10 protein-coding genes and 1 other annotated feature are annotated in these 12,660 nt (G+C 43.9%); of the genes, 5 read left to right on the forward strand and 5 right to left on the reverse strand.

Going from position 1 to position 12,660, the window contains the following annotated elements; all coding sequences use genetic code 11:
• Positions 1-548: 548 nt before the first annotated feature.
• From clpB to rluD, 3 genes are all read right to left on the reverse strand, one after another.
• Positions 549-3,122, reverse strand: coding sequence for an ATP-dependent chaperone ClpB (clpB, locus tag R7F67_RS00005; protein ID WP_005381873.1), 2,574 nt, complete (start codon positions 3,120-3,122; stop codon positions 549-551).
• A gap of 144 nt (positions 3,123-3,266) precedes the next feature.
• Positions 3,267-3,995 (reverse strand): peptidoglycan editing factor PgeF, encoded by a 729-nt coding sequence (gene pgeF / locus R7F67_RS00010; RefSeq protein WP_017636152.1) that lies wholly within the window; start codon positions 3,993-3,995, stop codon positions 3,267-3,269.
• Position 3,996: 1 nt separating this feature from the next.
• Positions 3,997-4,974 (reverse strand): 23S rRNA pseudouridine(1911/1915/1917) synthase RluD, encoded by a 978-nt coding sequence (gene rluD / locus R7F67_RS00015; RefSeq protein ID WP_005381875.1) that lies wholly within the window; start codon positions 4,972-4,974, stop codon positions 3,997-3,999.
• Positions 4,975-5,110: 136 nt separating this feature from the next.
• Here rluD and bamD point away from each other — a divergent pair, with 136 nt between their 5' ends.
• From bamD to yjjX, 5 genes are all read left to right on the forward strand, one after another.
• Positions 5,111-5,839, forward strand: a complete 729-nt coding sequence (gene bamD, locus R7F67_RS00020; RefSeq protein ID WP_005381876.1) for an outer membrane protein assembly factor BamD — start codon at positions 5,111-5,113, stop codon at positions 5,837-5,839.
• Between the two features lie 148 nt (positions 5,840-5,987).
• Entirely contained in the window at positions 5,988-7,481 is a 1,494-nt protein-coding gene (locus R7F67_RS00025) for a lytic transglycosylase F (RefSeq protein WP_309474429.1), read from the forward strand.
• A 313-nt stretch (positions 7,482-7,794) separates the two neighbouring features.
• A complete protein-coding gene (gene hpf, locus R7F67_RS00030) occupies positions 7,795-8,121 on the forward strand; it encodes a ribosome hibernation-promoting factor, HPF/YfiA family (protein ID WP_005381889.1) in 327 nt (108 codons plus the stop codon).
• A 108-nt stretch (positions 8,122-8,229) separates the two neighbouring features.
• Positions 8,230-8,351 (forward strand) — a sequence feature (Phe leader region).
• Between the two features lie 12 nt (positions 8,352-8,363).
• Positions 8,364-9,542, forward strand: a complete 1,179-nt coding sequence (gene pheA, locus R7F67_RS00035) for a prephenate dehydratase (protein WP_017636154.1) — start codon at positions 8,364-8,366, stop codon at positions 9,540-9,542.
• Positions 9,543-9,566: 24 nt separating this feature from the next.
• On the forward strand, positions 9,567-10,100 hold the full coding sequence (gene yjjX / locus R7F67_RS00040; RefSeq protein WP_025768441.1) for an inosine/xanthosine triphosphatase: 534 nt from the start codon (positions 9,567-9,569) through the stop codon (positions 10,098-10,100).
• Between the two features lie 110 nt (positions 10,101-10,210).
• Here the strand turns inward: yjjX and trpR are convergent, their stop codons facing one another.
• A complete protein-coding gene (gene trpR, locus R7F67_RS00045; protein WP_005381892.1) occupies positions 10,211-10,519 on the reverse strand; it encodes a trp operon repressor in 309 nt (102 codons plus the stop codon).
• Between the two features lie 13 nt (positions 10,520-10,532).
• Positions 10,533-12,479 carry a murein transglycosylase gene (gene sltY / locus R7F67_RS00050; protein WP_042521869.1) on the reverse strand — a complete coding sequence of 649 codons (1,947 nt, stop codon included), beginning with the start codon at positions 12,477-12,479 and terminating at the stop codon, positions 10,533-10,535.
• Positions 12,480-12,660: the final 181 nt, after the last annotated feature.

Genomic DNA, 12,660 nt, shown 5'->3' on the forward strand with positions numbered 1-12,660 from the left:
GCCGCCAGCGTTCAATCTGAGCCATGATCAAACTCTTCAATTTAAGATTTTGTTCGGCTCAATGAATACTGAACATTACATAAGTAATGTTTGAATTGACTGTGCTGAATCCGAAGATTCAATGGTCACTTCGTATCATTGAAACCTAATTTGAAGCCTAAGCTTCTAATTGGATTATCATCAACGAGTGCCCACACAGATTGATAGGTTTATATTTTTAAAGAGCACACTTCGAAGTTCTCTTCAAAGTGGACGGCTATTTTAGCTAGATAACTTATCGTGTCAAACACTTTTTTAAGTTATTTATCTGCGAGTTAATTTTAACTCACTAACCGTAGTTGTTTAGGTTCCGCTTCACTTGCTTTCCCGTGACAACGGAGGCGCATTATAGGGAGTTCATTAAAGAACACAAGTGCATTTTTTAAAAAAACTCACCTTTTTAGTTTATTCGTATAGAAAACAGACAAAAGACTCTAAAAAACTATAGAAAAGGGGCCAAACGGCCCCTTTAGTGTGATTTTTATCTCAATTTTACTGTATCCATACAATTATTGATGAGCACAAATTTGGTCATTAGTAACAATTAGCTGCACTGTCTTGTCTGGAACGATTTCACCAGAAAGAATTGATTTGGCTAACGGGTTCTCGACATTCTGCTGAATTGCACGTTTTAAAGGACGCGCACCATACACAGGATCGAAACCAACTTGAGCGATCAAATCGAGCGCTTTGTCGGAAACTTCTAGTTGATAGCCTTTCTCCTCTAGTCGTTTCGCCAAACGTTCCAATTGAATAGAAGCAATGGACTTAATGTGTTCTTGACCAAGTGGATGGAACACCACGATTTCGTCAACACGGTTCAAGAACTCTGGGCGGAAGTGTTTGCTAACCACATCCATCACTTCACTCTTGATACCTTGATAGTCTAATGTTGCGAAATTCTCTTGGATACGAGATGAACCCAAGTTAGATGTCATGATCACAACCGTATTACGGAAGTCAACAGTACGACCTTGACCATCCGTTAAACGCCCATCATCGAGAACTTGCAGCAGAATGTTAAATACATCCGGATGCGCTTTCTCTACTTCGTCTAACAAAATTACCGAATACGGCTTGCGACGAACCGCTTCAGTTAAGTAACCACCCTCTTCATATCCGACATAGCCTGGAGGTGCACCAACCAACCTTGCCACTGAGTGTTTCTCCATGAACTCAGACATATCGATACGGACCATCGCATCTTCACTGTCGAACATAAAGCTCGCAAGTGTCTTACAAAGCTCTGTTTTGCCCACACCAGTTGGACCTAAAAATAAGAAGGAGCCAATTGGTCGGTTTGGATCAGAAAGCCCAGCTCGACTACGACGAATGGCATTCGATACAACAGAGACCGCTTCGCTTTGCCCTACCACACGATTATGCAGCACGTCTTCCATACGAAGTAGTTTCTCTTTTTCCGCTTCTAGCATCTTGGATACCGGAATGCCGGTTTGCTTAGAAAGTACTTCTGCAATCTCGTTGTCGGTTACTTTATTACGCAATAGCGTCATTTCCTGCATTTCAGCTTGGGTTGCAAGATCTAACTGCTTCTCAAGTTCAGGAATACGACCATATTGAAGCTCCGACATACGGTTTAGATCGCCAGCACGGCGAGCAAACTCCATGTCCATACGAGCTTGTTCAAGCTCAGACTTAATATGTTGAGTGCCAGAAAGAGCTGCTTTTTCTGTATTCCAAACCTCTTCTAGTTCAGCGTACTCACGTTCTTTTTCATTGAGTTCTTCATTAAGCGCTTTCAAACGCTTTTCACTCGCTTCATCGTGCTCGTTACTTAGTGCTTGCTGCTCAATTTTGAGTTGGATGATTTTACGCTCAAGCTTATCCAAGGACTCCGGCTTAGAGTCAATTTGTAAACGAATGCTTGAAGCCGCTTCGTCGATTAAGTCGATCGCTTTATCCGGCAACTGACGGTCGGAGACATAGCGATGTGACAAGCTCGCCGCAGCAACAATCGCTGGGTCAGTAATTTCGACGTGATGATGAAGCTCATAACGCTCCTTCAAGCCACGTAAAATCGCCACGGTATCCTCAACGGTCGGCTCATCCACCAGCACTTTTTGGAAACGACGTTCTAATGCTGCATCTTTTTCGATGTACTGACGATATTCATCCAATGTTGTTGCGCCAACACAGTGCAGCTCACCACGAGCTAATGCCGGTTTTAGCATGTTGCCCGCATCCATTGAGCCTTCACCTTTACCAGCACCGACCATAGTGTGTAGTTCATCAATGAAGAGGATGACGTTGCCTTCTTCTTTAGCAAGTTCATTCAATACTGATTTTAAACGCTCTTCAAATTCCCCACGGTATTTCGCGCCAGCAACCAGTGCGCCCATATCCAGTGATAGCACACGGCGACCACGCAGACCTTCAGGTACTTCATTGTTAACTATGCGCTGCGCTAAGCCTTCAACAATTGCTGTCTTACCTACGCCTGGTTCACCGATAATCACAGGGTTGTTTTTAGTACGACGCTGCAATACCTGGATAGTACGACGGATTTCATCATCACGGCCGATAACCGGATCCAATTTACCTTGCTCTGCACGTTCGGTAAGGTCTATGGTGAACTTTTCCAATGCTTGACGAAGCTCTTCTGCATTCGGATCATTGACCTTTTGACCACCTCTGATCTTTTCGATTGCCTGGCTGACTTTTTGCTCTGTTAAGCCGATCTCTTTGAGCAATTGCCCCAATGGTCCGCGATCTTCTAAAGCGGCAAGCAGGAAGACTTCAGACGAGATATAGGAGTCTTGACGCTTTTGCGCCACTTTGTCACACAGGTTAAACAATGTGCCCATCGAGCTAGAGAGCTGAACATCCCCACCGATGCCACTGACTTTTGGTAATCGATCTAACATTTCACTCAATTTAGAGCGTAAATGCGTTACGTCCACATCCAGCATAGTAAGCAATGGACGAATTGGACTGCCATTTTGATCAAGCAAAGCCACCATGAGGTGAACTGGCTCGATATATTGATGATCGCGCCCTAACGCTAGTGATTGAGCATCAGAGATAGCGATTTGAAACTTACTTGTGAATCGATCAAGACGCATATCTACCTTCCTAACCTCAACTAAAGGAAATTCTTTTGACAGTTAGAAAGATGGATACTCGGGTGGGGAATTTCAAGGGAGTGAATGAATAAAGATAGCTTTGCAAAAATAGTAGTATGCATCTTAGCACTTTGGTGCTTATAGCTAGTCTTCGATCCAAATAAAGGTTGCTTGTCGACCAGTCTTACCATCACGGCGATAAGAGTAAAAAGAGGCTTTATCTTGGTAAGTACAAAGTCCAGAATCAAACACTTGTGTCACACCAGCCCGGTTTAGACGTTGCGTTGCCAGCACCGACATGTCAGCAAACCATTTACCGTCGATATCGCGTGGAGCAAATGCTTGATTCGCCTGTGAATCAAAATCAACAAAAGCTTGCAGAACATCTTCACCCACTTCGAAGGCTTGAGGGCCAATGGCGGGGCCAAGCCACGCTATCACTTCACCAGAAAACAACGCTAACGCATTTTCGACAATGCCATTTGCTAAGCCGCGCCAACCTGCGTGAACAGCGGCTACTTGCGTACCTTGTGTATTAGTCAATAATACAGGTAAACAATCGGCGGTCATCGCTGAACAAATAACATGGCTTGAAGAAGTAAATACACCATCCGCATCAAGCACCTGTGTTGTTGGTTCATTTGCTTGAGCCACAACGGTTGAATGCGTTTGGTTTAACCAGATTGGCGCATTTGGCATGCTTGCCTGTTGCGCCAACCAAGCTCGGTTCTTCTCTACTAAAGACAAATCATCCCCAACGTGAGCACCTAAATTTAGCCCTTGGTAAGGGCCTGTCGAAAATCCGCCTATGCGTGTTGAGGCGAAAGCTTTGACATTTTTAGGCGCTGGCCAATTCGGAATGATTCTCTTCATATTAGAACTCTTCCGGTAAGCCGTGCTCTTCTGTATCTTGACGAAGCGCTTCAGTCATCACAACCATGTCATCAGGCACTGGAGCATGAAACTCAAGAACTTCGCCCGTAATTGGGTGCTCAAAGCGCAGCATTACTGCGTGCAATGCTTGGCGATCGAAACCCCGGATCATTGCCGTTAGCTCTTCAGACGCACCTGTCGGGATGCGAGCACGTCCACCATATGCAATATCACCGAGCAACGGATGCTGAAGGTAAGACATGTGCACACGAATCTGGTGCGTACGACCCGTTTCTAGACGCAAGCGAATACGCGTGTGTTCGCGGAAGCGTTCAGCAACACGGTAGTGCGTTACTGCTGGTTTGCCCATTGGTGCTACCGCCATAAGCGTGCGCTTAGTAGAGTGACGACCAATCGGTTGATCCACTTTACCGCCCGCAGTCATACGACCAATAGCGATCGCTTCGTACTCACGAGTAATATTACGTTTTTGCAGTGCGCGAACCAGACGAGTTTGTGCAGGAACAGTTTTCGCCACCACCATCAAACCCGTTGTGTCTTTATCCAAACGGTGCACGATACCTGCACGAGGTACTTCTGCAATATCAGGGTAATGATGCAACAACGCATTAAGTACAGTGCCATCAGGCGTACCAGCGCCCGGATGAACCACAAAGTCACGAGGTTTGTTGATAACGATAATATCTTCATCTTCATAGACGATATCTAGCGGGATATCTTGCGCTTCCCAGCGTTCTTCATCTTCTAACTCGGCTTGCAATGTAATTTCCTCGCCACCCATTACTTTGGTACGAGGTTTAGTGACAACTTCACCATCAACTTGAACTTTCCCATCAAGCAGCCACTCTTTTAGGCGCGAGCGAGAGAAGTCCGCGAATAATTCGGCGATAGCTTGGTCTAAACGTTGACCTAACTGGCTATCTTTTACGGTATTTGTTAATACAATCTGCTGAGCCATATCGAACTTTTTTAAAAACTGTGAGACTAATGCTCACGACTGTGAAAAAATAGACTATTACGTCATTGTATCTGTTACTGGAAAGAAAGTAACGGCAGCTTAAGAAATATTTAGATTCAAGGAACAGACTCCTGATATGAAACGTCAGACTTTAACAGGCCTTTTAGCGGTATCCCTTCTGTTTGGATGTGCAAGCAAAGAAGAAATCGTTCCTGATGTGCCGCCTTCGGAACTGTATGCAGACGCACAGATTTCTCTTCAAAGTGGTAATTGGCTTTCTGCAATTGAGAAACTGGAAGCATTAGACTCACGTTACCCATTCGGTGCCTACTCTGAACAGGTGCAGCTTGACCTAATCTATGCGTACTACAAAAACGACGACCTTGCTTTGGGCTTGGCAACCATTTCTCGCTTTATGCGTTTAAACCCAACCCATGAAAAGATGGATTGGGTGCTGTACATGCGAGGTCTAAGCCACATGGCGCAAGATCGTAACTTTATGCATGATTTATTCAGCGTAGATCGAAGCGATCGCGATCCTGAACCGGTAAAAAAAGCGTTTGATGACTTCAAAAAACTACTTCAACGCTACCCGAATAGCCCATATGCAGAAGATTCACAAAAACGTATGGTTGCGCTGAAAAACCGTCTAGCGAACTATGATTTAGCGACTGCTGACTTCTACCTTCGCCGTGAAGCTTGGGTCGCTGCTATTAATCGCAGCCAAGAGCTACAAAAAGCGTATCCAGACACAGAAGCTGCACGTAAGTCACTGACTATCCAGCTAGAGGCCTACAAGCAACTTGGTTTGGAAGACGCCGTAGCAAGAACTGAAAAGCTTATAGAGCTCAACCCTGTGAAGTAATTGAACTTGCTTTAAACTGAACCGCCACCGTTTTTACCGTGGCGGTTTTTTATTACTCTCAATAGTGTATTCAGCCCTTTCTTGATGATCTTCCTAGCTCCACATATGCTTAAAGTTCTCCTCCCCCCTTTATAAAAAGGATGTGAACGTGACGATATCTAAGCTTTGCGCAGTTATGCTGCTCCTATTGTCTACTTCCGTTTGCGCACTGCAAATCTCGCCGCTCAAACAGCCTCCTTATACCGGAGACCTCGATGTCATCAAGGAGAAGAATGTACTGCGCGTCTTAGTTTCTGCTGATTTAGGCTTTTACTACATTGAGGGCGGCACACCAAAAGGCATAGGCGCGGAATTGCTGGCGCATTTCGAAAAAGACCTTCGTAAACTCAAACCAAAACTTAACGTACAAATTATTCCTGTTGCCCGCGACCAGCTACTGCCAGCTTTAGAAAACGGTTCAGGTGACTTAGTTGTCGCCAACCTGACTATTACCGACACGCGCAAACAGAAAGTGGAGTTCAGTTCACCCATTCTCACTGACATTCATGAGTGGGTAGTGACAAACAAAAGCACACCAACGATGACGAAAATCGAACAACTGAGCGGCAAAGAGATTTGGGTGCGCGCCAGCTCTAGCTACTTTGAAAGCATTCAGACACTAAATAAGAAACTAAACAAAAAAGGCTTACCGCCTGTTATCGTGCACTTTATTGAAGAAACACTTCAAGATTATGAGCTGGTCGGAATGCTCAACAATGGTTACGTCAGAGCCATTGTTCTCGATAGCCATAAAGCCAAGCTTTGGCTGAAAGTGATGGATGATATTCGGGTGCATAAAAAAATCCCTATCCGCAAAAATGGCAAAATTGCTTGGGCAATGCGAGAAAATAGTCCCAAATTAAAAGCCGTCGTGAATAAGTTCATCCAGAAGTCTCGCTCTGGGACACTACTCGGTAACGTTATTTACGGTAAATACATCGATAACACGGGATGGTTGAACAGAGCTCTTAACCCTAAGAAAATTGCTCAACTAGAAAAACTCGCGGCGCTATTTTCACGCTATGGTGAGAAATACGATATCGACTATTTACTGATCGCTGCAATCGCTTACAAGGAATCAGGATTTAATAACGACCTAGTTGGAAGCCGAGGTGCCGTTGGCATAATGCAAGTCCTACCCAGCACCGCTCAAGATCCGAATATCAATATCAAAAATGTTCGACAATTAGAAAACAACATTCATGCTGGAGTGAAATACTTAGCTTTTTTGCGTAAGCAGTACTTCAGTGATCCTGATATTACTGCACAAAATAAACTCTACTTTACATTGGCGGCTTACAATGCGGGCCCCGGCAATGTAGAGCGTATTCGTAAGCGTGCAGCCCAACAAGGTTACGATCCTAATGTTTGGTTTAATAACGTGGAAGTCGTTATGCGGAAAAGTTTAAGCTCAACGGTTGGGTACGTCACAAGCATTAATCGCTACTACATAATATACAAACAACTAGAAAGTTTGGACCAAGTCAAAAGTTTAGAAGGGGTTTCACTAGCCCCAAAAGACCCCATTTTCATGATACCGCTACGAAAAGTCAGCCAAATGCCAGACAGTAAAAAGCCGCTTGTACAGCAAGCGGCTTTTTAAATGGATTCATTGGAGAGACTCAGTGATCGTCATCACACCTTACGTGTAGTTAAATTTTAACCACCTCAAATATTAGGCCGTAAAACTTCCCTAAAAACGAGGCCGTTTTCAGCTGAGTACTCTATCCAATCTACGGATTTACTAACCGATAACAAGCAATTTCACGATAAATCTCAGAAGTTCTTGAGTGAGATCACATTCATTTTTCATCATAAAAAACCCGAGCAAAATAATGATCTGAATCACATTTTTTTATGCTTAAAGCGGTAATCTGAACTCAACCCATGAGGGATGCAACAGAGGAAAAACACTTATGACAATGAATATCACTGGCAAAAACATCGAAATCACCTCTGCAATCCGAGCTCATATTGAGAGCAAATTTAAAAAACTGGAGAAATGGCAAGTAGACCTAATTGGTTGCCAAGCAACTTTCAGTGAGGAACCAAACAAACAGAAAAAATTCGAAGCGGTTATCAAAGTTCCTAAAGGCCAGCTCATTGCCTCAGCAACTCACGAAGATCTTTACGCAGCTATCAACGAAGTGGAGCAAAAACTAGAACGACAATTGAACAAGCTGACCCACAAACCTGAAGCTCGACGTGCAAGTAAGCCTGAGCTAGTGGAAGAAGAAGAGTAAACTGAACAGATTGAGGAAATAGCGCCGAAAGGCGCTATTTTTTTGCTTGACGCTCTCCCCAGCCTTGCTTATTGTGTTTAAACACTCATAAATTAAGCACTATTTATGCATTTAACCTCACTGTTTATTTTTGACTTCTTTTTCCTCCCATAGTTGGAGGGGCGAACTCGTTTGTGAAAGAAAAGTCAAAAACAAACAGAAAGCCTCCCAAATCGGGAGGCTTTTTTATAAGGAAAGAATTGATGACTGACCAACCTATTTCCCTCGAAGAAATTCGTTTACGCTTGAATGAGTTGGATGACCAACTTCTCAGCTTATTGTCTGAGCGCCGTAAACTCAGCATTGAAGTAGCCAAAAGCAAAGTACAAACCTCAAAGCCTGTTCGCGACGCCGTCCGTGAACAGCAATTATTGGTCAAGCTGATTTCTAATGGCCAAGATAAATACGAACTTGACGCGCAGTACATCACCAAACTTTTCCATACCATCATTGAAGACTCAGTTCTGCTTCAACAAAGTTATCTGCAAAATCTCGTTAACCCACAGCAAAGCCGTAAGCCACTTGCTCGCGTCGCTTTTTTAGGAGCCAAAGGCTCTTATTCGCACTTGGCAAGTCGCGAATACTTCAGTCGTAAAAATACGGAGCTTATCGAGCTCAACTGCGAGCACTTTAAAGAAGTGACTCAAACGGTTGAATCTGGCCATGCTGATTATGGCGTTCTGCCAATCGAAAACACCAGCTCTGGCTCTATTAATGAAGTGTATGACTTACTACAACACACGACGCTTTACATCGTTGGAGAGCTAACTCAACCAATCGAACACTGCTTGGTTGCGAAAAAAGACATTCGTCTGGAAGATATTAAAACGCTGTATTCTCACCCTCAGCCACACCAACAGTGCAGTGAGTTTTTAAGCCGTATGAAAGGGGTAAAGCTGGAATCCTGCGCGAGCACAGCAGATGCAATGCAGAAAGTCCAAGAGATGGATCGTGATGATGTGGCTGCAATTGGTAATGCATCAAGCGGTAAGCTATATGGCTTGCAAGCAATTCAAGGCAACATCGCAAACCAAACCGAAAACCATACTCGCTTTATCGTGGTTGCTCGTAAACCGGTTGAAGTTTCTACTCAGATTCCAGCAAAAACCACATTGATCATGTCGACCTCCCAAGAGGCAGGCTCATTGGTTGAAACACTATTAGTGCTGCAACGTTACGGCATCAATATGACCAAGCTGGAATCACGCCCAATTATGGGGAACCCGTGGGAAGAGATGTTCTACGTAGACTTGACATCACATCTTGCTTCGACAGAAATGCAACAGGCACTTGAAGAGCTAACAAAAATCACTAAGCACTTGAAAGTATTAGGCTGTTACCCGAGTGAGAACGTAAAGCCTACGCAAGTAAAATTGAGTTAATAGACACCAGTGAGTAAAAAGATCATGGCAACCCAAAAAGTCGTAATCGCATCGCTAAACCCAGCCAAAATTAATGCAGTTCAAAGTGCATTTCGTAATGCATTTCCGCATCAAGAGTTCAACTTCGTTGGCATCAGTGTACCGAGTGAGGTCGCAGATCAGCCCATGACGAATGAAGAAACTCATCGTGGTGCGCTAAACCGCGTTAAAAACGCAAAAGTAGAGATGCCAAACGCGGATTACTATGTCGGTCTCGAAGCGGGAATTGAAGCAAACGTGACGTTTGCTTGGATGGTGGTTGAGTCAGAGACTCACCGCGGTGAATCTCGTTCTGCAAGCTTAATGTTGCCGCCAAAAGTCTTGGAAAAACTCAAGGATGCGAATGAGTTGGGAGATGTAATGGACAAAGTGTTTGGTACTGATAACATCAAACAGAAAGGTGGCGCTATTAGCCTACTAACCCAAAACCAGCTAACTCGAAGCTCGGTCTATCACCAAGCCTTGATTCTGGCTTTGATTCCATTCACAAACCCTGAGCACTTTCCTTCAAATTTATAACACTCAGCCTATTCTCTAGATACGCAAAAGGGCGGATATTTCCGCCCTTTGTAATACGTTATCTTAGTCAATTGTAACACCAAGGCCTAAAAGCAAATTGGATATACTGTCTACTTAGATACCGCAACTTGTTCTAACAAGACTTTCAACTTGTCTTTTTCTTCATCAGATTTCGACTTTAGTTCGTTAGAGCCACGAGTAATGGTGGCAATGCCCACACCAAGCATCTGACTGATCTGACGTTGAGATAATTCTCCTTTAAGAAGTTCGTTAATTATATTAACGCGTGATATTAATGACTCTCTCTCATCACGTGACATCAGCATAGTTAACAGCATGTCATCTTGCTGGGTGCCCATACTTGTTCGAATTAGCTCAATAATCTGTTGCCAGTCTTTGTACTCGGGTTCGTGCGACATCAAGTTACCTCACTCAATACTTGGTATTGATCTCATGTTGATTCAAGAACGCGCCATCGATACCCAAAAGATCACGATAGTATGTTTCAAACATCAAGATGTTTTGTACATAACCGCGCGTCTCTTTAAATGGAATTGCCTCAATAAAGGCATAAGCATCCACTTTTCCTTGGGTACGCTCTCGCCACGTTTTTACTCTGTTAGGACCTGCATTATAAGCAGCAAGAGCAAAAATACGATTATTATCGTAATCCTCTAATAAACCTTGCAAATAATGGCTACCAATTTCGATATTTTTTCCTACATTGTAGAGATCCTGCGTACCTTGATAACTCAACTTATATTTACGTGCCGTGTACTTCGCCGTCGCAGGCATGATCTGCATAAGACCACGAGCGCCAACTGGAGAGCGGGCTTCAACATCTAACGCACTTTCCTGTCGAGCGAGAGACATCATCGTGACGGGATCAATGTTGTGCTTTTTCGCATAAAAGTTAAACCACCAGCGGTGTGCTATTGGGAACCTAAGTTCGATATTATCCCACATCTGCGCTTGAATGCTCGCGGTCACCGTTAGGTGATGCCAACGTTTAAATGATGCATAAGCCGCCAACATCGCCTTTTCATCTTTTCCTACGCGGCGCAGTAAGTGTGCCCATTCACTCTTCGCTGCTGCGATTTTATCCGTCGCGATCAACTCTTCGATACGAGCTAACGAGTCTTGATAGGGTTGAACAACTTTCTTATCCAACTTAACCGTATGCGTTGGGTATTTGATTGATTGTCCGATTGCATTGGCGGCAGCCACACTGTAGAAGTTTCGTTGCCCAAGCAGAGTTGCTAAACGCTGTTTCCCCGCGATGTCATCACCTAACGCTATTTCACTTCTTCCAAGCCAATATTGCCAGCGTAGCGTGGCTTGTTCTTCTTTATTTAGAACAGCAATCCACTCTTGTACGCCTTTCCAATCTGCATTTTGAATCGCTAAGCGGATGCGCGTTTCAATCAACGGTAAGTACTGACTGGTTTTCGTTTTATCATCGCGCCATTTAGCTAATGACTCAGACTCCGTACGAGTCAATCGAAATGCAATATAGTCGGCAAGTTCTTGCGCTTTTTCTGGAGAAAACTTCTGTCCTTTAATGACGGCATCGTACGCACCTTGTGCTTGGCTAGTGTTCATACGAGCCAACTTTTCTAACGCATATTCACTTTGCGCTCGATTAAAATCATTCGCAGGTTTTTTCTTCGCGAATTCCGCAACACTTGAAGGATTATCAAACAACGCTTTCATTTCTTTGGCTTGTTGCTTTGCCTGCGCTGATTTAGGCAGTTTGAGCAAGTAACTCATCAAACCGCCATTACGAGCATCAAACGCCAGTAACATACGCTGTAGAATCAGTTCATCGGTACGCTCACCCGCCTTGTCCCATGCCGCAAATAATGGGTCACACTCATCAGCAATGCTGATGCCACGTAACCACATATGTTCAGCCCCTTTAAATGCCGCGACTTTCTTGCCTTGCTTTAACTGGGCGACGTAGAAAATACATTGGTAACGCTCACCACTAGGAATGACTTTTTGAAACTCAGTAATAGTTTTCCAATCTTTTTGCTTATAAAGATGATTGAGGTATGGAGCGCGAACTCGACGAGAAAATGGAAAAGACTCGTGCTCAGAAATAAACTCGTTTACCTGTTGTGGTGACTTTTCCGGTAACTGTCTAATAAAAGTGCGGTAATCCACATAAGGCGTTAGTGGATAGTCAGAAATTTTAGGACGAATCGAAAGGTATCCATCGATGTCATTTTTATCTAATAAATCTTGAGCTTGCTCATATACTTCGCGCTGCTTTTCCAAACTCAGCGCGGCATTAGCACTCAAACTCATAGCACACAACGCGGCGGCGCAGCATACGTTTTTAGCCAATTCAGATACGTTGAATCTCATTTGTGTCATTTTCCCCAGACATATACTGCCCTAAAGCCTAGTTTTGTTAGAGTTCATGTGATGTTAAGGCAATTTTCACACATGCATCTATTTACACAGAATGCAGATGTCCATGTAAAGCAACTTAGTGTATTAAAAATTGTACTCGTCAAACTTTTAAGACGATGGAGACAAAGCGTTTCTAACTCGC

Source organism: Vibrio sp. YT-17, assembly GCF_033337375.1.
GTDB classification, from domain to species: domain Bacteria; phylum Pseudomonadota; class Gammaproteobacteria; order Enterobacterales; family Vibrionaceae; genus Vibrio; species Vibrio alginolyticus.